Origin of the sequence: Cupriavidus sp. L7L (genome assembly GCF_004353535.1) — a bacterium.
Classification (GTDB): Bacteria; Pseudomonadota; Gammaproteobacteria; order Burkholderiales; family Burkholderiaceae; genus Cupriavidus; species Cupriavidus oxalaticus_A.
In genome coordinates this window covers 341,937-364,246 of record NZ_SMNY01000003.1, presented here as the reverse complement: position 1 = coordinate 364,246, position 22,310 = coordinate 341,937, and the positions used below count along the sequence as shown (strand labels likewise).

Sequence of the window (22,310 nt, the reverse complement as noted above, 5' to 3'; positions counted from 1 at the left end):
CCCGGGTTTCATTGCCTGCCGCCGTTCGTCCTGCTGTGTCCGGACTGTCGCAAGCTTCTATCGCCATGCATCTGCTACGGGACTCTTGCCTGGCTACGTGATGATTCAATGGCGAATACCACCAGCATCCCGCCCAGGATTGAGACATTCTTCAGGATATGATTAAGCTGATTCAGGAAGTCTGCGGGGTCGGCGCGCCAGAAGCCGTGGAAGATGATCGTGGTGGGTATCAGGAAGAGTGCAAGAAGAAGCGCTCCCCACCGAGCGTTCCAGCCTGAAATCAAGGTCAGTCCACCACCAATTTCAATCACGATGGTTAGCACGAGCAGCAAATCGGGGTTCGGTAGTGCGGCACTGGCAATCCACGCAGAATAGGCCGCAAAGCTGTCGATCTTGAGGAGTCCGGAAAACAGGAAGAGAGAGCCAAGAAGGGCGCGACCGACAGAGTACGTTCTTGAAACGATCGTGGACGCAATCGACATCGTGGTCATGGCCATGACATTTCTCCAAAATAAATCAGCACGCAACAGGGGTTGCATATCAGCCGGGCGTCCGCAATGCTGCTGCCAGCAATGAGCTGGACCATCATGAGCCCCGGCGTGCTTTCCCTTGCCGGAGCACTTCTTGCACTTCTTAAACCTGGCCAAGCAACTTCCACCAAAGAGGGCCGACGACCAGCCATACAACCATATAGATCAGGCTCATCAAGAAGCCAGCCCTCCACCATTGCCCCTGGGTGACATAGCCAGCGCCGAACATGACCGGACCGGAGCCGATGCCGTATTGGGTCAGGCAACCATTGACGTTGCTCAGGACACCGAGGGAGACGGCTGCAGTGAATGGCGGGATGCCGGCAGCGACCATGAGCGCCATGGAGAGGGGAAAGAGGGCGCTGATATGTGCCGTGGCGCTAGCGCCGATGCCAAAGTCCGCGCCGAAAATCCAGAGCACCAACAATCCAAGGAAGATTGCCGCCATGATGATTTCTTTGGCGGAAATCGGGCCCATGGCTATGAGTTCTCTCTGTGCCAAGGCCGTCGCATCCGGTGTTCGGCGAATCTGCGGTTGGACAATCCACAGAAGGGCGACTGGAATGATGGCAAGGCACAGCAAACCGGGGACAGATGCTGACACCGCCCAGTCGAGCCAACTGATCGAGACGCCCTGGTCCGCGGCCAGCTTGACTGCAAGCGGATTACCGGCCATCGCCGTGATGAACATGCCTGCGGTGATAATGTTCGCGTGGAAGGCGCAGAGGATAAGATAACTTCCCACCTTGCCTTGCGATTGGGGGTCATCGGCATGGCTGCCGAGGACTTCCGCCATCGCTCGGGTAATCGGCAGCATTACTCCGCCGGCGCGGGCAGTGATGCTCGGCATAGCGGGCGAGATAAGGAGTTCGGTCAGAGCCAGTCCATATCCCAGTCCGATCGTTCGCTTACTCAACAGCCGCATGAACAGGAGTGCGATGCGGCGCCCCAGGCCGGTCTTGATCACGCCTCGGGAGATGAAGAAGGCGAGCATCACCAGCCAGACGAGGTCCGTGCCCGTGGATTTGGTGACGTCGGCGAAGGACACGACGCCAACCAGCACGCCCGCCGTGGCGCCGATAATGGCTACCGCCGACATCGGTAGAGGTGCAGTCATGATGCCGGCGATGGTGGCGACAAACACCGCGAACATGTGCCATGCCTTGGTCTCGAGGCCTGCCGGCGCCGGCAAGAACCAGAGGACGATGCCGATGGCCACCGGAACGAGAAATTTCCAGAGATGTCTGAGATGCCCTGTCGGTGTAGCCGGGTTCGCCGCAGGTGAGCTTGCTTGCGGCGAACCCTTTGGGCGTGAGATAGCCATGATGAGCCTCCTGTGCCGCGGCGTTGTACTGGTTGTCCGGAGCGTGCGCCATGTCCCTACTGGTCGAGGAGTACGCTGTCCGTTGCTTCCTTGACAATGCGCGCGCTCCGCCGCAGGCCCTCGCGCTCGGTGGGGTTGAGTTCCGGATAGGCCAGTAACCGCGCGCCGCTGCCATTGACCACCATCGGCAGCGACAGACATACCTCTGGCACGCCTTCAACTTCTGCGTGCACGACACCGACCGTGAGGATGAGACAGGTGTCATGCACAACAGCCTGGCAAATTCGCCCGATCGCGCTGGCGATCCCATAGTGGGTAGCACCCTTGCCTTCCTTGATGAGCTTGGCGGCCTCGGCACGGAGCGCTGGATCAGGTCACGGCTCGCGGGCCCCAGCTCTTCGAGCCTCTCTCCGAGCGAGCTTGAATCTATTGAAGCCCGCATGGACCCTGCCCTCTTGTTCCACATCAAACAATATTCCGAGCTATTCCGTGACGAATCGCAAGGGCCTCTTTTCGCGCTCGTGGCGCGAGGTGCGTGCCGATGCCAACATCGCACGGCCCATGTGCACCGCACAATGTCGCTCAATTGAACTTCCGGTCGGTTGGCGGCGTCGACAAGGCGACTCGAAACGGTGCGGAGTGCCTGCCTGACGATATGCCAGACTCGCTTTGCCGCATGGATGGCGCAGGCAAGCGCCAATCAGGTATGCGCCGATCAGGGCTAACTATATTTATGGTTAGGGGCCGGCGCTGCCCGGTCGAGGAGGAGGGCAGCGCATACGTCGAACGCTCGACCAGTCGCGCATCCTGCGGACCGGAAACAATACCTTCCGGTTTGACGCCGATCAATTCCTCGGCAGTCACGGCGCAAAGAATAGAGAACAAGCAAAGTAGGGGGGAGCCGGTATGGACGAAATGGTCGATGCTGTGCCCGCGCCATGCGGCGGCGGCGAAAGCACCCTGCACTTGTTACTGGTGGCGTCGGAGATTGTTCCTCTCGCCAAGACAGGCGGCCTGGCAGACGTCTGCGGCGCGCTCCCGGCGGCAGTAGCCCGGCTTGGGATCGACGTGCGCCTGATAATGCCCGCTTATCCTGAAGCCTTGGCTTGTCTCGACGCACCGCGGCAGGCAGCCGATCTTGGGGAATTGCTGCCTGGGGCCACAGTCCGCCTGATCGCAGGTTCGATGCCGGATTCCGGCTTGCCGGTATGGCTGGTCGACTGCCCGGCGCTCTATGACCGGACGGGGACGCCTTATCAGGACTCGAGCGGCTGCGAGTGGGCGACAACGCGCAGCGCTTTGGCGTGCTCTGTCACGCAGCCGCGCGGGCGGCACTGGGACAGGCCGTACACGGAAGCTAATCACGCCGGCACCTTGCTGGCTCCGCTTTTTGGGTATCGGCGCTGGTGGGCGAAGGCTGTCGCACCCGCAGTCAGTTTCTGTTGCGAACGTCACTCCAAGGCCTTGCCATTGCGCAACAATGGTTCGCCTGCGACGGTTGCGACGGCACAACGGCGCGCTGTTCGCGACACCGACATGCCGAGTACTGTCAGCCAGCCCTGACATTGCCTGTCGTTGTGTACCTACGCGAGCAAGGGTGCGCCGGACAAATGGCGCGCCACCGCGCTGACACTACAATCAGCGTCTTCTGATAGGCGGCAGTCGGGTGCTCCTTCGATACTGGACGTACCAACATCCAGCTATCAAGGATAGGTATTTGCCATGGACCACTTTTGCACGTTATGCGGGCGCCTCGGGCATGCTGCGGCGGGCTGCCCATGGGGTTCGTACATCCAATCCTGCAAGAATCTCTCAATGTTCGTCAGACCAGCCTGCAGTAGCGAGCCTCGGCAAGCTAACGCGCTGCTGCAAGATGATCTAACCGCGCCGCCGAAGCCCCGCGGATCACCTCGCCACCAGGCGGATTGACGTCCTTCAGTATTCGCCGGTGACTGCTGCTTGCATGACTACTCCAGCGCCTCGGCGCACTGGCAGGTCCCGAGGCCCTGTGACACTTTCGCTTCGCTTCACCCAGGGCGTGTCCCAGATCTTGGTTGAAGATGACCGAGCGACCGATATAGCGCGACAGGCCATGGGGCGGTGCGCTACGTCGAGAGCCATTAAAGCAGCAGCGTCCTGCTATATGGTTTGGCGGTGATAGGATGTTCACTAAGCAGTCGTTTGATTGCACGAAGGCGGGCGCTTTTCGAGCTGCCAGCGTCAATGGTATTTTTAGTAATTCAAGGTCGCCCAGTCGTGTTTGGCTTGGCGCGACGATCATAACTACCAGGCCATGCGACTCTCCACATCTACTCACGAATCTTCCGGGCCGGCCATTCAGCGCGACTCATTAGGGTGCTTGTCGGAGGCATTGCGATACGATCAAGCGCTTGCCGCCGGCGATCTTCATTTCTACCGCAAAAGTTCCGTGATTGAACGGGTGAGTCAGGTAGTGACCCCAGCGTCAGCACGAGGGTTCCTGGTTGGTGTCTCACTGATGGAAGGCCATCGTCGACGCATTTTTCATCCGAATCAGGCGAACATGCATGCATTCGAGGCAGGTTCCATCTATCTGCGGAACTTCCAGGATGACTACAAGGCGGATATGTACGGGACGTTCGATTTCATTCTCATCGAACTGCCGCGCCCCTTCATGGAGCGTACGGCGCTTGAACTCGGCTGTCCTGCAGGCATTGAACTTCGACATGCCGCGGCGCGGGAGGACGACGTGCTGGCCCATCTCGCCCAGGCGCTCTTACCTGCGCTCGCGCGGCCGCACGGTGCCAGCAGGTTGTTTATCGATCAACTCGGGCACGCGATTGGCACCTACCTGGTCGAGCACTATGGAGGTGTCAACCCTGGCCGCCTTCGCTCCACTGGTCGACTTTCGCCGCGCATACTCGCGCGGGCGCAAGAGTTCCTCGCAGCGCGACTGGACGACGGAAATGTGTCCATTGCGGAGGTCGCTGATGCGTGTCAATTGTCCCGAAGTCATTTTTCCCGGGCATTTCGGCAAAGTACTGGAAAAACACCACACGAATGGTTGCTGGAGCGTCGCCTCGAGCGGGCTGCGGCACTGCTGCGCGCCACGGACCTGTCGATAGCCGGGATTGCTGCATCGTGCGGATTTGCGGACCAGAGCCATCTAACACGTAGCTTCTCCAGGAAACTTGGTCTGTCGCCGGGTGACTGGCGGAGTGGTCGGCAGGACTAGGTCCGTCCAGTTGCCAGCGCTTGCCAGCCGCTATCTCGCCTGGGCTGAGCACAATAAGACAATAGAGAGCACACGCGTTCAAGCCAAAGGGCTGGTGTAGCACTACATTGCTGTCGGCTGCGTCGTATCTCCCCGCATGGAGCCTGGGGGCGATTCGCGCTTCTGATGTTGATGCCAAGTGGAGGCCCTACCGTGATTGCTGTACAACCGACGCGCGCTGAATCAGCGCCGCAGGACGAGGCGGTGGTCCTTGTTGTTGATGATGACTCGCAGGTGCGGAACGCGCTCGGTAGTCTATTCCGTTCAGTCGGGATTGAAGTCGTGCTGCTCGGCTCCGCCGCCGAGCTCTTTGCATTCGCATTCCCGGATGCTCCTTGCTGCCTGGTTCTCGATGTGCGGCTGAAGGGGCAAAGTGGCCTGGATGTGCAAGCCCGGATGGCAGAGCTTGGTATTCATGTTCCTATCATCTTCATGACCGGCCACGGGGACATTCCGATGACGGTTGCCGCGATGAAGGCGGGAGCAGAGCACTTTCTTTCCAAGCCGCTCCGTGAACAGGAACTCCTCGATGCCGTCACGGCGGCAATTCAAAAGGAAAGTTTGCGACTCGAGCGCGTGCGTCGATTGGCTGCAGTGCGCGACCGCTACCGTTCCCTGACGCCACGTGAGTGTGAGGTGATGGCGCATGCCGCATCAGGCTTGACAAACAAGGAAATTGCCGTCGCCATGTGCATCAGCGTGGTGACGGTCAAAGTTCATCGATGCCAGGCAATGCGAAAGATGAGGGCTCGGAGTTTCGCCGATCTGGTGCTACTTGCGCAAACTCTCGGGCTCGTGTTCCTTCCCTCTGAGACTGACGGGCAGCCCGCCGTCCGGCTGCGGTCTCAAGACCTTAGAAGCGCGACCATGGCGTAGGGGAGACCTTATGCAGAGGGCGAAGGTGATGTAAGGCGGTCTCATCGACCCCCCACGACATACTCATGGAGAAGGAGAACCCGTTTTGCGGGGACGTAATGCCTTTTCAAGGCATTGGATCATGTCCGTGTCTTGAAATGGCTTGTAAAGAACACACGTCGCACTCATTGCAGTGGCACGCTGAGCGAATCCCTCATGCGCAAACGCAGTCATGAAGATGACGGGCATATCGAGATTGCGTGCCCGCAGTTCCTCTATCAGAGCGAAGCCGTCCATGCCGGGCATTTTCGCGTCGGTGATCACGCAGGACAGGCAACGCAGCGAAGCGCACCGCAGTAGCTCTTGGCCGCCACCGAACAATTGCACGCCAAAATCTAGGGAACGCAGCAGCCGCCCCATGGCATTTCGGACGGCGACATCGTCGTCAACTATTGCAATCGTGGGGCGAGCTATCATACCGCTTCCTTGTATAGGCGTTGAGCGCCGGCAATGCTCTGCTGAAGGAGCCAAGGTCTGACAAAGACGTCCTGGACCGTGAGTTCTGAATACCCATGGCCACTACGGCGAGCATGCCGGCGCCGACCGCCGCCGGCGTACCCGGATCGGAAATGGGAGAGGCGTGGAGTCCGGCAATGATGAAAAGAACCAGCGCTGCGGCTTCGGCGAATAGCAACAGTGAGGGTGCCGATTGTTTGTCCCGCACGATGCGCGATTCGGTCAGTCTGGCGGCCGCTACCGCCAGGGGCAAAGGTCGGCAGCGCAAGAAGTTTGGCGAGCAGGCCCGTCGAATTACCGGCGATGTCGACGCCGATCAGCACGAAGTTTCCTGTCACGTGTGCCGCAAACAGGCCGAATAGCGAAATGAACCCGACCACGTCTACATAGCCTGTGACGAAGGCCAGGATGCAGCCGAACGCTGGTCCCGAAAGATCAGCGCGGCGGCCCGTGTCGGGAAGCTGTGCGGGTGTCAATGCGGTCTCCACGAAGATTGGTCGCTGACGGTCAGAAGCTGTGCCGCATCGCAATGGCGAACGTCTGCGGGTCGGCGCCAGCCTTGATGCCGATGTTGTTGATGGCGAAGTCATAGCTCGCGTTACTGCGGTTGTTGATGCGGCTGTAGTAAGCGTATAGCGCGGTTCGTTTGGAAAGGGGATAGTCATAGCCGACGGTTACCTGAAATGCGCCGGTCTCCGAACCACTGCGGACGGATCCAATCGTTTCCGTAGCCGTGCCGGTGCCATTGCCGACAAAGGCGAAGCCGGCGCGTATGCTACCGGTGCCAAGCTGCTGTATCAGCGAGACATAGTAGCCATTGCGCGTAAGGTCTCCAGTGGCGGTACGATAGTGCAGGCGTTCATACAGGGCACTGATGCGCGTCGACGGGAACTGGTAGGAAATTCCAGCTTTCATTGCGTCGTCGTTGCGTCCGCTGGTCTGATAGTGCTGGTGGATTTCATAGGCAAGCGTCAGGTTCAGGTTGCCGCGGTCATAGGCGATGGCAAAGGAATACAGCGCGGGATTGCGCGGCACCGTTGTCTTTTCTTCCGGCAGTCCCCAGGCGATGGCGCCGCGCAAGCCGTGCCACGACGGCGACTGGTAGTGCAACGAGTTTTTCTGCCGCCGATCAAACGAACTGGTGTTCTGGACATTGTCGCTGGTTGACGCAGCGCCATTGCCTATCAGCGCCATGTAACCTGCAGTGGTGGGGTAATACGGGTCGTAGCTCTTGGTTGCACTTGTGTATGGTGTGTCCCAGTTGCCCACGAAGAGGGTGCCATACGGGCTCTGAAGGCCGAGCCGGGTATCTCGCGCGGCGATTTGCCCCGTGCCGTTATCAATCGCCAGGGCGCTTTCGATTTGCCAGATCGCCTTGATGCCATTCGCCAACTGTTCCTCGCCCCGCATGCCGAACACGGAGCGGTTATTCGTGAGGCGCGCCGTATTGCCCAACATGGTGCCGTCGGTTGCGGTGGTCACGGTCGCATACTCGATTGCCGTGTTCAGGCGGCCATAGATCGCGACGTTGTTGTCCGCCACGGCAGGTGCCGCGGCCGCGGACAAAGACGCAGCCAGGGCGAAGTGAATGCGCCGGGGCGAGATTGCGTTAGTACGGCCAGTAAGTGCATCGGGTTGGTTTCGGAAACTACTCATGCCGTTACTGGTTCCCTTCCTGGCTACGCGCGGGAAGGGATGCCGACGTTTCAACGTTCGTGTCCGCATTGGGCGGCGGTGTACCCGTAATCTTCGGGACGCATTCGCCGCGGAACCATGCAATGGTGACTGGCTCGCCCGCCAGCATGCGCTTGACCGGCGGCACCACCTGCTCGCCAATCAGCATGCCCAGCAGCCCGATCAAAGCAATCGCGGGCGGTGCAGGTGAGCGGACCTGCATCAATGCATAGATGATGCCGACCAGGATGCCGGCGCCAAGGGAGACGAGATAGAGTTTCATATGAGACAAGGTTGGAGAGGAGAAAATCGTTGCGACGTTACGCCGGCGGCAAGCCCAGGCCGAGCAGGTGTCGCACGTGGGGCGGCTCAGCGCCTGGCGCCACGCCAGCAGCATCAGCGTGCCGCTGACCATGGCCAGGCCAATCTGGATCACGATCAGGAAGCGGCGCCGGGCGAGGATGTCGGAGGGCGCACCGGCCGGAATCGCAAGCAGGAAGACGGGCAACTTGGCAGCCGCCTGGATCGTGGCGACCGCTGCCGGTGAAGTGGAAAGATCGGTTGCCAGCCATGCGCTGGTCACATCGCGCATGAAGCTGCCGATGTGACCGAGGATCGTGGCCACCCACAGTACCGCAAACGTGGGTTGGGCCAGCGGCGCAAACGTGCCGCCCGACGCAGGCTTGGCCGCCGAGATGGCAGATTGCGTCATGGTTGTCTCCGCGTGCGAAGGTCATCCCACGCCACGAGCAGGAACCTGCCTACCAGGCCCGGATGTTCGAAGAACGCGTTAGCCATCATGAACTGCGCCTCGGGGGGGCGCTCCAAAACCGGTTGGCCAGGAACGTGGCCGTCAGCGTGAAAGCCGCCAGCGCCACTGCGCCTAGCCAGTGCCAGAAGCCGGTCAGGATCATTGCCGACGCACCAAGCTCTAGCGCAATCGTCGCCGCAGCCAGCGGCACGGCGGGCGGCAGGCCGAAGTGCTGCATCTCTGTCACTGCGCTGGAGAAGTCCAACAGCTTGACCAGCCCGCCTTGCAGATACGCCGCGCAAAGCAGCAGCAGGCCAATCCATCGCACCCAGCGCGGCAGCAGGTAGGACGGATTGCCGGCTGCCGCCAGCGGAGAAGACGAGGGATGCATGGCGGGTCCCCGGTTACAATACGGTGCGGGGTGGCAAGATGCGTTTGCGGCCGGGAACGTCAGAACGCCCAGCACGAGCAGCCCAGCGCCCCCCAGAAGCTGCTTTCGTCCGACGTCGGCACGCTCGATGTCCAGGCCTTGGCGTGAGCATGACCATGCACGCCGCACGAGCTGGCGCAGCCGCAGGCGGTGTTCATCGCGAGCTGCTTTGCCTTGGCCGTCGGGCGGGGCTGGTACTGGCTGCCATGACGGGTCGGAGACCAGTCCGGCATCGCCGGCGGAATCTCCGGCGAGTGCTTGCCGAATTCGTTGTCGCCATAGACCACCTTGCCGCCCAGCACCGTCATCACGGACGTGATGTCCTGGATGTCGTCGCCTGGCACGGCGAAGTAGTCGGCCGACAACACGGCCAGGTCAGCCAGCTGGCCCACCTTGATCTGGCCCTTCTTGCCCACTTCGGATGAGAACCACGTGTTGGCCTCGGTCCACAGGCGCAGCGCCGTTTCGCGGTCGAGCAGGTTGGCCTGTGGATACATCGACATGCCGCCGACGGTCTTGCCCGTGGTCAGCCAGTACAGCGAGACCCACGGGTTGTACGAGGCCACGCGGGTGGCGTCGGTACCGGCGCCGACCTTCACGCCTTTTTCCAGCATCTTCTTGACCGGCGGCGTGGCTTCGGCAGCGCGAGCGCCGTAGCGCTCGACAAAGTACTCGCCCTGATAGGCCATGCGGTGCTGCACCGCGATGCCGCCACCGAGCGCGGCGATGCGGTCGATATTGCGGTCGGAAATCGTCTCGGCGTGGTCGAAGAACCAGTTCAGGCCGTTGAACGGGATGTCTTTGGCTACCTTCTCATAGACATCCAGCGCGCGCGAGATGGTTTGGTCATAGGTGGCATGCAGCCGCCACGGCCAGCGCTTCTCTGCCAGCAGTCGGATAACCGGCTCCAGATCGGCTTCCATCGACGGCGCCATGTCGGGGCGCTCGACACGGAAGTCCTCGAAGTCGGCTGCCGTGTAGACCAGCATTTCGCCGGCGCCATTGTGGCGGTAGAGGTCGTCGCCCTGGCCGGGCTTGACGGTCGATGTCCAGGTCTTGAAGTCGCTAAGCTCTTCCTTGGGCCTCTGCGTGAACAGGTTGTAGGCGAGGCGCACGGTCAGGTGGCCTTCCTTGTGCAGTTCCTCAATGACGTTGTAGTCCTCGGGGTAGTTCTGGTAGCCGCCGCCGGCGTCGATCACGCCGGTCACGCCCAGGCGGTTCACCTCGCGCATGAAGTGGCGCGTCGAGTTCTTCTGGTACTCGGGCGGCAGCTTCGGGCCCTTGGCCAGCGTGGCGTAGAGGATGGTCGCATTGGGCTTGGCCAGCAGCAGCCCGGTGGGATTGCCGCGGGCGTCGCGCACGATCTCGCCACCCGGCGGATTCGGCGTGTCCTTGGTGTACCCGACCGCGCGCAGTGCGGCGCCGTTCAGGATGGCGCGGTCATAGAGGTGCAGGATGAACACCGGGGTATCGGGCGCCACGGCATTCAGTTCCTCGATGGTGGGCAAACGTTTTTCCACGAACTGGTGTTCTGTGAAACCGCCCACCACGCGCACCCATTGCGGCGCGGGCGTGCGCGCCACCTGCTCCTTCAGCATGCGCATCGCATCGGCCAGCGAACGCACGCCGTCCCAGCGCAGCTCCATGTTGTAGTTCAGGCCGCCGCGGATAATGTGCATGTGGCTGTCAATCAGCCCGGGAATGGCCCGCCGGCCGTTCAGGTCGATCACCCTGGTTTGCGTTCCCGCCAGCTTCATGATGTCCTGGCGCGTACCCACCCCGACGAAGCGGCCGTCCTGGATGGCCACGGCGTCGGCCTGCGGATTGGCACGGTCGAGCGTGGCGAACTTGCCGTTGACGAGAATGAGGTCGGGAGTCGGGTTCGGTGACATGGCGAATAGTTCCGACGAGGCTGCCGCACCGAGGGCGGCAGCCGAGGCGATGAAGTGCCGACGGGTAATGGACATCTCGGCTTATGCGTTCAGGAAGGCCAGCAGGTCGGCATTGACCTGGTCGGCGTTGGTCACGCACATGCCGTGCGATGCACCCGGATATACCTTGAGCGTGGCGTTCTTGACGATCTTGGCCGACAGTCGGGCCGAATTGTCGATGGGCACGATCTGGTCGTCGTCACCATGCAGGATCAGCGTCGGCACGGTGATCTTCTTCAGGTCTCCGGTGTAATCCACTTCCGAGAATTCCTTGATGCAGGCGTACTGGCCCAGGAGGCCGCCGGTCATGCCTTGTGCCCAGAACGCATCGATGGTGCCTTGCGAAACCTTGGCGCCGGGCCGGTTGAAGCCGAAGAACGGCGTGGTCAGGTCCCTGTAGAACTGCGAGCGGTTTTCCGCCACGCCCTTGCGGATGCCGTCGAACACTTCCATCGGCAGGCCGTTCGGATTGGCCGCGGTCTTGAGCATGATTGGCGGCACCGCGCCAATCAGCACCGCCTTGGCGACGCGCTTCGTCCCATGACGGCCGATGTAGTGCGCCACTTCGCCGCCGCCGGTGGAGTGGCCGACCAGCGTTGCGCCCTTGATGTCGAGGGCGTCCAGCAGCGCGGCCAGGTCGTCGGCGTAGGTGTCCATGTTGTTGCCCTGCGCGGGCTGGTCCGAACGGCCATGGCCGCGCCGGTCATGGGCGATCACCCGGAATCCCTTCTGGACCAGAAAGAGCATCTGGGCGTCCCAGGCGTCGGCATTGAGCGGCCAGCCGTGCGAGAACACCACCGGGCTGCCCGTGCCCCAGTCCTTGTAGAAGATGCGGGTGCCGTCTTTGGTCGTGACGTAGTGGCCCTGCTTCGTGGCGCTGCCGCTGGCCGGCGCGGCTTCCGCGGCCATTGGCGTCAGTGCGGCAAGCGACGCTACCGATGCGGCCGCGGCGCCAACAGTGCTGCCTACCAGCAGTTGCCGCCGCGATGCATCGATGTTGTGGCTTCGTTCCTCGGAGTGTTCTATTTGCATGATTAGGGTTAGCCAAAAGTTGGCTCGGAATCCTGGATGAATGAGATCGCTGGTTGCATCGGCCCATGCACGCAAATGTGTAGGCCGATGACTATCGTGTTCTTGACCGGCTGGTTAGCGTGCGGGCACCGGGGCGATGGATTCGTGTCCCGTGGCCGTGCGCTGGGCGGCCTTATGGACCATCGTGTAGGCGTAGTCGACGCCCATGCCGTAAGCACCGGAATGCTCCTTGACCAGCTTCATCACGGCGTCATAAGTATCACGGTGGGCCCAGTCACGCTGCCATTCCAGCAGCACCTGCTGCCAGGTCACCGGCACAGCGCCGGCCTGCACCATACGCTGCATCGCGTAGTCGTGCGCTTCCTTGCTGGTGCCGCCCGAAGCATCAGCCACCATGTAGATCTCATAGTTGCCTTCCAGCATGGCGCACAGCGCGAAGGTGGTGTTGCAGACTTCGGTCCACAGGCCGGCCACGATCACCTTGTTGCGGCCGTTGGCCTTGAGCGCGTCGCGCACCTTCTGGTCGTCCCACGAGTTCATCGAGGTACGCTCCAGCGTCTTCTGGTCCGGGAACACGTCGAGCAGTTCCGGATAGGTGAAACCGGAGAACGACTCGCTCTCGACGGTGGTGATCGTCGTCGGGATACTGAAGATCTTGGCCGCCTTGGCCAGGCCGACGACATTGTTCTTCATCGCCTGGCGGTCCATCGACTGGACGCCGAACGCCATTTGCGGTTGGTGGTCGATGATGATCAGCTGGCTGTTCTGCGGGGTGAGGACTTCAAGCTTGGGATTGGACATTGTGTTGCTCCTGTTGGGGGCGAGAGTAGGGCTGCCACGGCACCAGCCGCCGCGACAGAGCCGCGTCGGGGCGGCCAGGCATAAGGGCCGCGACTGGCGTTTGTATCCGGATCGCAACCCGAGGCAAGAATAGTCGGCGCTGTCGGCCGTGGCCATTGGCAGATCGTATTAGTCGTCCGCTGCCTAGGTTTCATCGCGGCGCTGCCACGCCGTGCTATTGCAAGCAGGGCTGGCTTCACCGGCCCTTGCGGCGTGGGGAGACAGGGGCTGCGTGCGACTTCTGATCTGCGGTCGCCTGCAAACTGACCGACTGGAGCTGGCTCCGAGAGCCACGCCGAACTAACACCATGGTATAAGTGTTCAGGATCCCGGCAATGTGATGAAATGTTTTGCGGGATCATGCCAGTTTGGCGTGAGTGGGGACCTACGCGGCCACTTGCCTTCTGCTCGATGTCCGGCTGCCGCGGGCAGAGTGGACTGGACCTGCGGGCCGCCACCACGCCGAGCACGTACCTGAGCTAGTCCAATGTGGAAGTTTCGACATGACCACCCTCTTGGCCGCAAGAGCAGCCTGCCTTGGCGAATGGGTGGGGCGGGAAGAGAGCGACACGCCTGCGGCACGGCCTACCGCACTCTGATGCTGCTTCTACTTGTGGGACTCAGTGCCTGCGGGTCGCTTCCTCACAATGCTCCGCGCAATCTGCCTCAGGCCGCGGCTGGCAGCGCAACCGCGGCCATGCGCGAACCCACCGACGTCGCCGGCCAGACAACCGTCGCCATGTCGTTCTCCGGCGGTGGCACGCGAGCCGCAGCCTTCGCCTTCGGCGCGCTGCAGGGGCTCGACGCCATGAGAGGTCCTGGGGGCGCGTCCTTGCTCGACAATGTCGCATTCATTAGCAGCGTGTCCGGAGGCTCCATCACCGCTGCGTACTACGGCCTGCACGGCAAGGCCAGCCTGGCGACCTTTCGATCAGTGCTCTTGAAGGACGGAGAGGCGGGACTTCGCTTCAGTCTCCTGAATCCGGTCAACCTTGCGCGCCTCTTCGCGGGGGGCCTCAACGATCGGGAAGATCTCCGGACATGGCTCGACGAAGACGTGTTCAAGGGCGCGACGTACGCAGACATGTTCCGCCGCGGCAAGCCAATCGTCTGGATCAACGCCACCAATGTCTACTACCGGGTCGCGTTCCCGTTCAGCCAGTTGGCATTCGATGCGCTATGCAGTGATCTCGCGAGCTTTCCCGTTTCCGAGGCCGTCGCCGCGTCCATGGCGGTCCCGCTCTTCTTCGCACCGATCGTCCTTCATAAATATCCCGAGGCTTGTAGTGCACCGCTGCCGAACCTTGACCACGCCCAGAGGCCTGGGCAATCGCTGCTGCTGGGCGCGTTGGCAACCGCCGTTCGCGGTCACCGGGACACGTCGAAGGGAAAGTACATCAAGCTGGTCGACGGCGGGGTGACCGACAACTACGGCTTGGCCACCATTTTGCAAACGCGCCTGCTGCTGGGCACGGCTTACGGTCCCATGAGCGAGAACGACGCGGTCAATGTGCGGCGGCTGCTTTTCATCGTTGTTGACGCCGGCCAGGGCCCGCGCGGCGATTGGAACCGAAGCCAGGGTGGCCCATCCGGAATCGAAGTCGCAAGCGCGGCCATCGACGCGGCAATGGCGACCAACGTCCGAATGAGCTATGACGCCTTCGTTCCCATGATGCAGCAGTGGCGCGACGACCTCGTGGCGTATCGGTGTGGCATGCCACATTCTCGGCAGCAGGAGATCGCTGCATACCGCCCAGGCTGGCGGTGCAACGAAGTCGAATTCTTCGTCACGCGGATCTCGTTTGAAGCCCTTGACAAGGAGCGTGCCACAAGTCTGAACGATATACCGACCAGACTTCGTCTGCCCGAGGTGGACGTCGATCGCCTGATCGAGGCGGGGAGGGATGCCATTCTTGGCAACCCGGTGATCCGCGAGTTCGAGCGCGAATCCACTGCGGTGCGATAGTCACGCAGTCCCGCGGCCCGCGGCGCTCTAGCGGAGACACGATCCGCACGGCCGATCTCGACTCCAAGGCGCCTGGGGTTGAGCGGGCCTGGCGAATTGAGTCATCAGGGTCCCGGCGAACTTGGCTTGCGTGCCGGCCCGATGGCACCGGATGGCCAGGGGACGAAACCCCGCTAGCGTGGTAGCCCGCTGCGGTGAGGGCTTGATGAAGCCCTTCTGCGCGTCGAGCGCCGCCTCACACGCCTTGATGCAAGAGGCGAAGTCTGAAAGGTTCAAAGCGAGTGGCCGGATTGGCATTTCTTTAGGAAGACTAAACTCCGCAACTCTCTTCGGGCGCAGTTTTGGCGGCCTTTAAAACGAACCCGAATACCGCGCCCCTCGGCCGGTTCGGCCAGGCGTGCAGGCGCCCGCCATGCGCCTCGAGGATCGAGCGACAGATCGACAGGCCCATGCCCAAACCTTCGGCTTTGGTCGTGTAGAAGGGCTGGAAAACCTGCTCCGTATCGCCAGGCAGGCCGACACCGACGTCGTGGACCGTGACCACTACCTCACGCGCCGGACTGACCGCGGTGCGTACAATGAGCTCGCGTGAATGCTCGAGGATCTCGCGCATTGCCTCAACGGCATTGATCACGAGGTTCAGCAACACTTGCTGGAGCTGGATCTTATCGGCATACACCAGCGGCAGCGAAGGCAGGAGTTCGGTTTTCAGGATGACTTGGGTGCGCTCCAGTTCGCCGGCAAAGAGCGGCAGCGTCTCGGCGATCATCTCGTTGAGATTGATCCGCTGCGCTTGAGGCCCGGTCTTGCGCAGCATCGAACGCATGCCCGCAATAACGCTGCCAGCACGTTCCCCTTGTTCGACAATGGCACCCAACGCTGCGACCGCCTGCCCGACGTCCGGTTGCTTGCGATCGAGCCACCGTAGCGCGGCGCGCGCCTCGATGGTCAATGCCGCAATGGGCTGGCTCACCTCATGGGCGATTGACGCTGTCAACGCATTAAGTGTCATGACACGGCTTGCGTGAGCCAACTCCGCCTGCGCCTGGCGCAGGGATTCATCTGCGCGTCGGCGATGCTCGGAAAGCCGGCTGTTCTCAATGGCACTGGCCGCCTGGAACGCCAGCAGCTTGATCACTTCGATCCGTGCCGGAACGAACACGCCTGGCGCAAGTGCGTTTTCAAGATAAAGCACTCCGGCCAGCCGGCCTTGATTTAGCAGCGGCAGGCACAGCATAGAACGTGCCCGGCGTTGGCTAACAAAAGGGTCAGCGGAAAAGGCTCCGTTGGCGCAGCCATCGTTTATGACGACGTGTTCGCGGGAATCCAGCACGTGCTCGATCATCGCCATCGGCATATCGGCCGCGTCGAGCGGGCGCACGGACAATGTCACCATGACCGTTTCATCACGAACGGCAGCCTCGGCTTGCACGCGATGTTCAGCGCCTTCGGGCAAGATGAGCAGCCCGCGCGTCGCGCCGGCCTGCTCGATCGCTGTCCGGATCAGCGTCGCCAGCAGCCGCTCCAACCCGGTCTCGCCTGAAATCGCCTCCGAGATCGCGATGACCGTGGCCAGGTCCAGATGCTGGAGCGGCGCGCCAATCGTGCCCATCGACGACGCTGAGGCAAGGGCGGCTCCCGCTTCGGCTGCCAGAGCGGGATATTGCATGTCGAGCTGCCAGACCTTGGCGTCTGCACCCCAACGCATGTAGCCGTGACGCGCCTGACGCAAGTACACCATCGCCACGTTATCAAGTTGACGATCCAGATAAAAGCGCGCCGCCAGCTCGTTTGCCAGGGCCTGCATGTGGATGAGGTCGCTCTCGCGTGCCAGGGCGATAGCCGACTCGTACCCGCGCATCGCGTCGATGTCGCGTCGTTCGAGCCGCGCGATCTCCGCCTGGACCAGCGTGGCCCGGTGCGCAAACGTCGCCGGACAGCGTCGTGCCCATTGTGCCAACTGCCAATGGTGCCCGGCCAGGGCGGGAAGGTGCGCTGCCAGTTCGCCTTCGACGGCCGGATTGCAGCACGCCGCGCGTGCCAGCGCGGCGTAAAAATGGTATTCGGCCTGCTCGAAATAGGCTGGCGAGGTCCACAGAAGCGGATGCGCCTGAGCTGCCGCATCCAACGCCTCTGCGGCGGCACCAGCCAGGTAGCGTGCCTGAAGCTTGCGTATCCAGTACCAGCATGACACCAGAAGCAGGCCCACGTCGCCGCGCAACCGGGCTTCGAACGAGGTTTCGCTGAAATCCTTGGCGTCGAAGCGGCCGAAGACCGGCGTCAATCCGCGCAGCGTACGTACGAGCTGGCGCTGGGGCGCAAGGCGGTCTGCTACCAGCGTGAATCGCGGCCCCCATGCGAACACGCTGCCCGAGTCGGCCTCGCGCTGAACACTGCCGAGCGGATCGCCGATTGCCAGCGCATGCGTCATCAGGTTGCTACGGATGTACGCGGCATAGGTGAGGTCGCCGATTTGCTGTGTCAACTCCAATGCCTGATGTAGCAGGCCGCGCGCGACCCGCAGCGGCTTGGACCAATGCAGAAGATTCCCACCGACGACTTGATAAACGCGTGCACGTATCCGATCAATGCCCCGCCGTTCCGCAACGTCTATCGACAGACGCTCGAATGCGCCGCCGGCCGGCTCATCGGTTGACGCGGCCACACGCAGCATTGCCACCCATGCATAGGCCAGAGCAGACTCGTCGCTGTTGCCATGCGACACGCTCAGGTTGACCATGCGCAGCAGCACAAGCCTGCGCAAATGCTCGTCGGTGTACCAGGCCGGCTGCACGAGGGCAATCAGCACGCGCATCGTGGCGAGCGCGCCAGCATCCGTCATCGGGGGCAGCGAGGCCAGTTCGGCGATCTCGCGGCCGCCGAGTTGACGGGCAAACAGCGTCTCCTCGTGCGCCAACGCCGTTGCATTGGGATGCGATGCCCATTCGACCCCTGCACGCTGCAGGTAAGCAAGGCCTACCGTGACCGCTTCAGCACGGCGCCCGCCGGTCATCAGCAAGCCAAGCTGGAGCTGCGTCAGCACTGCCAGCGCGGTGATCGACGAGGTGCGCGCGGCCAGTGCCTCCAATCGATGCTCGGCGCGTGCCGAGTCCCCGGTGAGAAACTCGCATTCGGCCATGTGCAGTGTCAATGCGAAGGCAAGGGGCTCTTGCCGGGAAAAGCCGTGATCGCCCAGCAGTGCAAGCCCGATCGACAGATAGCGCAGCGCCGCGGTGTTGGCGCATGCGGACTTGGCACGCAGGGCAGCGGCCAGGTTTAGTTCCGCGAGCCTGTCGCGCTCTCCCTGTGCCTCGATGTTGCCGGTCGCGCGGTTCAACTGTCCGACGATGGTAAAGATGCTCGCGTCAACCTCGTCGGACGGCGTGCGCTCCAGCAGCAGTCGGCCAACACGTAAATGGAACGCCTGCCGCGTCGGCTCGGCGATGCGCGAATAGGCCGCTTCGAGGATGCGATCGTGGGAGAAGCGCAGCACGTTCTCCCTGCACGAAACCAGCCCCGCCCGCACGGCCTCCCGGACCGCGGGCTCTAGTTCATCGGTGTCGCCGGTCCAACCGCGCGCCAAGGTGTCGACTGTGGTGTCGTTGCCAAGGCAGGCGAGCAGGGCCAGTGCGGATTGGGTGCTGGCCGCCAGCCGGTCGATCCGTCCAACCATCAGCGATACCACGTTGTCGGTCAGCGCCTTGGCTGCGATCTGGCCGAGATCCCAGGTCCAGCTTGCCGAGCCGTGGTCGAAGTGCAGCAGCCCCTCGTCGGATAGTTCACTGATGAACTGCGTGGCGAAAAACGCGTTGCCGGCCGTCTTCTCCATCACCAGTCGCGCGAGCGCGGCAGCCGTTTCGGTATCGCAATGGAGCGCGTCGGCGACGAGCTGCCGCAGGTTAGATTCGTCGAGGCAGCCCAGCTCGACCTGGGTCACTGCGGCACCATCCGCGCGTAACGCATCGACGCATTGCATCACGCCCTGGCCGTCCCCGACCTCGTGACTGCGATAGGCGCAGACCACCAGCAGGTCTGCTGTGCCCGGCTCAGTGAGCATCTGGTGCAGCAGCGTGACGCTTTCGTCGTCGAGCCACTGGATGTCGTCGAGGCACAGCGTCAGCGGTCGCGCGGTGCTCGCAAGGGCGGCCACGAGGTTGCGCAGCGCGAGCTGCACTTGGGGCCCCGTTTCGCGCGAGGGCGTGTCGCGCATCCACGGTACCGGACCAAGCAGCGTCTGCAGTTCTGGCAGCAATGGCGCAAGCGCACCGGCGTTCGGCCCCAGCGCCTCCGCGATGACAGTGCGCCAGGGTGCCATGTCGGCCGCGTGATCTGCCAGTCCGATCCGCAACAGGCCGCTGACTGCTCGGGCGAGCGCTGCATAGGGCAGCCGTATGCCCGCATCGACAGGCGCGTCGATCGCTACGTCACCCGGCGCATCGGAATTGCCGGCGGCATGGATCCCGCCGCGCCCGGCAACCGCGCGACCAAACATCCGCATCAGCGACGTCTTGCCTACGCCAGAATGGCCGGAGACCGTCACCATCTCGCTGCGTCCCGTGCATGCCACGCGCTCGTAAGCTGCCAGCAGCGTCGCCATGGCTTGCTCGCGGCCATAGAGGCGGTCGGGTATTTCCCAGGCGCCCGAGAGGTCGTGTTGCCCCAGCGCGAACGCTGCAATCTGCCCATGCGCCAACAATGCCCGGCGGCAGTGCTGCAGGTCCCGCACCAGCCCTGCGGCTGTCTGATAACGCTCCTCTGGAGCTTTCGCCAGGAGCTTCATGACAAGCGCCGACAGCATCGCAGGCACGGCCGGGTTGCGCTCTGCCGGCGGGCACGGCTTGCGCGCCAGGTGTGCATGGACCCAGTCCAGCGGGTCGCTGGCGACGAAGGGCAGCACACCAGTAAGCAGCTGGTAGAAGATCACGCCTAGTGCGTACAGGTCGCTTCGCGCGTCGATGGCGCGATTCATCCGGCCTGTCTGTTCTGGCGACATATAGGCCAGCGTGCCGGAGATCTCACTAATTTCCGCACGCGGTTGGGCGCTACGCTGCACTCGCGACGCGATGCCGAAGCCCAGCAACCACACCTGGCGGCGGTCCGGAGCCACAAGGACATGGGCAGGCTTCAAATCCTTGTGGACCAGGCCGCGCTGATGGAGATGACTGACCGCCTTGGTCACGGCCACGGCAATGTCGAGAAACGTCGCCGGGTCAATCGGCCCACCCACCAGGTGGGCGAGTGGCTCGCCTCCCGGATCGTCCAGCAGAAGCACTGCCGCATCGCGCTCGCACAACAGACTTGACGGGCGGGCGGCCCAAGTTGCATCGAGGTCGTCACGAAGCGCATATTCGTGAGCAAGCCGGTCAAGCGCGGCCGGCGTGCAATGCTTGTCGGCAGGCCAGACACCGAGCACGGGCACCTTGCGACCATCGTCCTGCATCAGCCAGCCGCGGCCAAACAGCCGGTCGCCTGCCTCCCATGTGGAATCAAAGCCTGAGCGTACGCCCGCCTGCGGGAAAAACATGGAAAGCACCGTTATCGGGAACAAATGTGCAAAAAAACGGCTTGCTTGCAGGCGCAGCCGGGAGGCTACATCTTATCAAATCGCCCCCGTCAACACATAGTCGATGGTTGTTGATGACTGATTGGGCAGCCTTCGGCGGGCCGTGCGGTAAGTACTTAAATACGTCTACTGGTCCAACGCCCTGGAAACCTGGCAGGCTTTTGCTGTCACGAAGCCGACTGGCAAAGGCAGGGTGTAGCAAGTCGACTTCTCCGCGTATGATCCGACCGCTAGAATCATCTCGCAAAATTGCTTAGCTCTTTTGATTGTGCAAACACTCGCGGAAATTATGCGACTCGAAGCCCTCGCGATCGTAGAACGCACCTCCACATGGACGATGGAGCGAGCCAGGACGAAGCGTGCGCCCATTGTGCGAAGCGCGACTGTGCTTGGCGCATGGCTGTTGCTGGGAGGAACGATGACTTCCGTTCAGCCAGCGTGGGCAGCTTACCCGGATCAACCAGTCATCATCGTCGTACCTTATCCTCCGGGGGGGCCGGCGGATCTTTTGGCGCGCCCACTCAGCGACGGCCTGCAAAAGGCCCTGGGAGCGCCTGTGGTGCTTCAATACAAGCCCGGTGCAGGCGGACAGATCGCCTTGCGGCACATACAGCGCGCTAAGAACGATGGCTATACGCTGGTGCTCGCCCTCGCTGCCTACGCGATCGGGCCGCTCGTGAGTAAGTCGGCGGGCTATGACCCCGTCAGCGACTTCCAACCAGTCTCTCTCATAGCAAAGCAACCGTTGGTTCTCTATGTGGGAGCCACTTCCAGAATCACGTCTGTATCCGACCTTGTCGTCCGGGCGAAGTCCCATCCGGTTACCGTGGCATCGTCTGGATACGGAAATACGAGCCATCTCGCCATAGAGTTGCTCTCGCAATCTGCCTCGATTCGCGTGACACATGTTCCGTACCACGGCGGCGTCCAGGCGGTCATGGCAGCGATCAGCGGTGATGTGGACGCAGTCTTCGCTGGCGCCGATAGCCTCAGACACATCAAGTCCGGGAAGTTACGGGCACTGGCGGTTGCGAACGACGCGCGTCTATCGATAGCGCCCGAGACACCCACCTTTGCCGAGGCCGGCTTGCCAAACATGCTGGTCACCGGCTGGTATGGCGTTCTGGCCCCCAAGGGGACCGCGAAGGAGAGAATCGAGAAACTTGATCTAGCGGTGAAGCAGGTCCTTTCCGAGTTGTCGAAGAGCGAGGTACTCTCGGGTTACGGTTTCAAAGTCGTGCACGCGGGCCCCTCAGATTTCCAGGCGTTTATTCAACAGGAGCTTGCGCGTTGGAGCAGGCTGGTCGCTGACCGCAATCTCGTTGCGGACGAGGTAGAGGGTGGAAATGCCGGCGTCGCGGGCAATGTTCGACGGTAAAAGAAGTTCCCGCCAGCGGCGGACCAAGGAATACCGTTTCCTTCGGTTCACGCTGAACCGACACCTAGCCACGCGGCCCTGTCGACTATGACAAAGCCCGTTGTTCTGGACGGGATGCGCCTATAGGCCGATCACCGTTCGATGACCAGCATGAGTGACCGCTGAAGTTTTGAGTGCGGCCGTTGCCATCGCCGCGACCCGAATGACGGCAGTGGGTTGCGGATTCGAACTAACCCCATGGTATAAGTAGCCGACGACCCCATAGCG

17 protein-coding genes and 2 pseudogenes are annotated in these 22,310 nt (G+C 62.2%); 6 read left to right on the top strand and 13 right to left on the bottom strand.

Features of this window, described 5'->3' with window-relative positions; translation table 11 throughout:
* Positions 1–74 precede the first annotated feature (74 nt).
* From E1J61_RS03685 to E1J61_RS03675, 3 genes are all read right to left on the bottom strand, one after another.
* Positions 75–497, bottom strand: a complete 423-nt coding sequence (locus E1J61_RS03685) for a DoxX family protein (protein ID WP_133092774.1) — start codon at positions 495–497, stop codon at positions 75–77.
* A 136-nt stretch (positions 498–633) separates the two neighbouring features.
* The gene (locus E1J61_RS03680; RefSeq protein WP_133092773.1) at positions 634–1,854 is read right to left on the bottom strand and encodes a DASS family sodium-coupled anion symporter; all 1,221 of its coding nucleotides are present in this window, start codon (positions 1,852–1,854) and stop codon (positions 634–636) included.
* Between the two features lie 56 nt (positions 1,855–1,910).
* A complete protein-coding gene (locus tag E1J61_RS03675) occupies positions 1,911–2,159 on the bottom strand; it encodes a hypothetical protein (RefSeq protein ID WP_371702807.1) in 249 nt (82 codons plus the stop codon).
* Here E1J61_RS03675 and E1J61_RS38075 point away from each other — a divergent pair.
* The 4 genes from E1J61_RS38075 to E1J61_RS03660 all read left to right on the top strand — a co-directional run bounded on the left by E1J61_RS38075 (position 2,118) and on the right by E1J61_RS03660 (position 5,983).
* The gene (locus tag E1J61_RS38075) at positions 2,118–2,444 is read left to right on the top strand and encodes a hypothetical protein (RefSeq protein WP_243736759.1); all 327 of its coding nucleotides are present in this window, start codon (positions 2,118–2,120) and stop codon (positions 2,442–2,444) included. The two genes, E1J61_RS03675 and E1J61_RS38075, sit on opposite strands and share 42 nt — an antisense overlap.
* A 316-nt stretch (positions 2,445–2,760) precedes the next feature.
* Entirely contained in the window at positions 2,761–3,417 is a 657-nt protein-coding gene (locus tag E1J61_RS03670; protein WP_243736758.1) for a glycogen/starch synthase, read from the top strand.
* 808 nt (positions 3,418–4,225) lie between these two features.
* Complete coding sequence (locus E1J61_RS03665; protein ID WP_346769565.1) at positions 4,226–5,068, top strand: helix-turn-helix domain-containing protein; 843 nt, start codon at positions 4,226–4,228, stop codon at positions 5,066–5,068.
* Between the two features lie 171 nt (positions 5,069–5,239).
* Positions 5,240–5,983 (top strand): response regulator transcription factor, encoded by a 744-nt coding sequence (locus E1J61_RS03660; protein ID WP_133092990.1) that lies wholly within the window; start codon positions 5,240–5,242, stop codon positions 5,981–5,983.
* A 63-nt stretch (positions 5,984–6,046) separates the two neighbouring features.
* On the opposite strand, the gene E1J61_RS03655 is transcribed toward E1J61_RS03660, so the two are convergent.
* The 9 genes and pseudogenes from E1J61_RS03655 to E1J61_RS03615 all read right to left on the bottom strand — a co-directional run bounded on the left by E1J61_RS03655 (position 6,047) and on the right by E1J61_RS03615 (position 13,097).
* Entirely contained in the window at positions 6,047–6,439 is a 393-nt protein-coding gene (locus tag E1J61_RS03655; RefSeq protein WP_133092772.1) for a response regulator transcription factor, read from the bottom strand.
* Positions 6,436–6,954: a DUF1275 family protein gene (locus E1J61_RS03650; protein WP_243736756.1), complete on the bottom strand. Its 519-nt coding sequence runs from the start codon at positions 6,952–6,954 to the stop codon at positions 6,436–6,438. The genes E1J61_RS03655 and E1J61_RS03650 overlap by 4 nt, the downstream gene beginning before the upstream one ends.
* Before the next feature lie 31 nt (positions 6,955–6,985).
* Entirely contained in the window at positions 6,986–8,134 is a 1,149-nt protein-coding gene (locus E1J61_RS03645; protein WP_243736755.1) for a porin, read from the bottom strand.
* Between the two features lie 4 nt (positions 8,135–8,138).
* On the bottom strand, positions 8,139–8,435 hold the full coding sequence (locus tag E1J61_RS03640) for a XapX domain-containing protein (protein ID WP_133092988.1): 297 nt from the start codon (positions 8,433–8,435) through the stop codon (positions 8,139–8,141).
* Positions 8,436–8,519: 84 nt separating this feature from the next.
* A pseudogene (locus tag E1J61_RS03635) lies at positions 8,520–8,864 on the bottom strand (MFS transporter); the annotation flags it as partial.
* Positions 8,861–9,294, bottom strand: a pseudogene (locus E1J61_RS03630) (DoxX family protein). The pseudogenes E1J61_RS03630 and E1J61_RS03635, both read right to left, overlap by 4 nt.
* 59 nt (positions 9,295–9,353) lie before the next feature.
* The gene (locus E1J61_RS03625) at positions 9,354–11,300 is read right to left on the bottom strand and encodes an amidohydrolase (protein ID WP_133092771.1); all 1,947 of its coding nucleotides are present in this window, start codon (positions 11,298–11,300) and stop codon (positions 9,354–9,356) included.
* A gap of 6 nt (positions 11,301–11,306) precedes the next feature.
* Entirely contained in the window at positions 11,307–12,173 is an 867-nt protein-coding gene (locus E1J61_RS03620; protein WP_133092987.1) for an alpha/beta fold hydrolase, read from the bottom strand.
* A gap of 237 nt (positions 12,174–12,410) precedes the next feature.
* The gene (locus tag E1J61_RS03615; RefSeq protein WP_133092770.1) at positions 12,411–13,097 is read right to left on the bottom strand and encodes a hydrolase; all 687 of its coding nucleotides are present in this window, start codon (positions 13,095–13,097) and stop codon (positions 12,411–12,413) included.
* A gap of 736 nt (positions 13,098–13,833) precedes the next feature.
* Between E1J61_RS03615 and E1J61_RS03610 the strand changes: the two genes are divergently transcribed.
* A complete protein-coding gene (locus E1J61_RS03610) occupies positions 13,834–15,102 on the top strand; it encodes a patatin-like phospholipase family protein (protein ID WP_133092769.1) in 1,269 nt (422 codons plus the stop codon).
* Between the two features lie 310 nt (positions 15,103–15,412).
* On the opposite strand, the gene E1J61_RS03605 is transcribed toward E1J61_RS03610, so the two are convergent.
* A complete protein-coding gene (locus E1J61_RS03605) occupies positions 15,413–20,626 on the bottom strand; it encodes an AAA family ATPase (RefSeq protein WP_133092768.1) in 5,214 nt (1,737 codons plus the stop codon).
* A 457-nt stretch (positions 20,627–21,083) separates the two neighbouring features.
* Between E1J61_RS03605 and E1J61_RS03600 the strand changes: the two genes are divergently transcribed.
* On the top strand, positions 21,084–22,043 hold the full coding sequence (locus E1J61_RS03600) for a tripartite tricarboxylate transporter substrate binding protein (RefSeq protein WP_243736754.1): 960 nt from the start codon (positions 21,084–21,086) through the stop codon (positions 22,041–22,043).
* Positions 22,044–22,310: the final 267 nt, after the last annotated feature.

Coding starts and splice junctions, on each gene's coding strand:
- E1J61_RS03670 (WP_243736758.1), top strand. CDS start 2,761: ATGGACGAAATGGTCGATGCTGTGCCCGCGCCATGCGGCGGCGGCGAA.
- E1J61_RS03640 (WP_133092988.1), bottom strand. CDS start 8,435: ATGAAACTCTATCTCGTCTCCCTTGGCGCCGGCATCCTGGTCGGCATC.
- E1J61_RS03645 (WP_243736755.1), bottom strand. CDS start 8,134: ATGAGTAGTTTCCGAAACCAACCCGATGCACTTACTGGCCGTACTAAC.
- E1J61_RS38075 (WP_243736759.1), top strand. CDS start 2,118: ATGCACAACAGCCTGGCAAATTCGCCCGATCGCGCTGGCGATCCCATA.
- E1J61_RS03625 (WP_133092771.1), bottom strand. CDS start 11,300: ATGTCCATTACCCGTCGGCACTTCATCGCCTCGGCTGCCGCCCTCGGT.
- E1J61_RS03605 (WP_133092768.1), bottom strand. CDS start 20,626: ATGTTTTTCCCGCAGGCGGGCGTACGCTCAGGCTTTGATTCCACATGG.
- E1J61_RS03655 (WP_133092772.1), bottom strand. CDS start 6,439: ATGATAGCTCGCCCCACGATTGCAATAGTTGACGACGATGTCGCCGTC.
- E1J61_RS03685 (WP_133092774.1), bottom strand. CDS start 497: ATGGCCATGACCACGATGTCGATTGCGTCCACGATCGTTTCAAGAACG.
- E1J61_RS03600 (WP_243736754.1), top strand. CDS start 21,084: ATGACTTCCGTTCAGCCAGCGTGGGCAGCTTACCCGGATCAACCAGTC.
- E1J61_RS03680 (WP_133092773.1), bottom strand. CDS start 1,854: ATGGCTATCTCACGCCCAAAGGGTTCGCCGCAAGCAAGCTCACCTGCG.
- E1J61_RS03610 (WP_133092769.1), top strand. CDS start 13,834: ATGCGCGAACCCACCGACGTCGCCGGCCAGACAACCGTCGCCATGTCG.
- E1J61_RS03660 (WP_133092990.1), top strand. CDS start 5,240: ATGCCAAGTGGAGGCCCTACCGTGATTGCTGTACAACCGACGCGCGCT.
- E1J61_RS03615 (WP_133092770.1), bottom strand. CDS start 13,097: ATGTCCAATCCCAAGCTTGAAGTCCTCACCCCGCAGAACAGCCAGCTG.
- E1J61_RS03620 (WP_133092987.1), bottom strand. CDS start 12,173: ATGGCCGCGGAAGCCGCGCCGGCCAGCGGCAGCGCCACGAAGCAGGGC.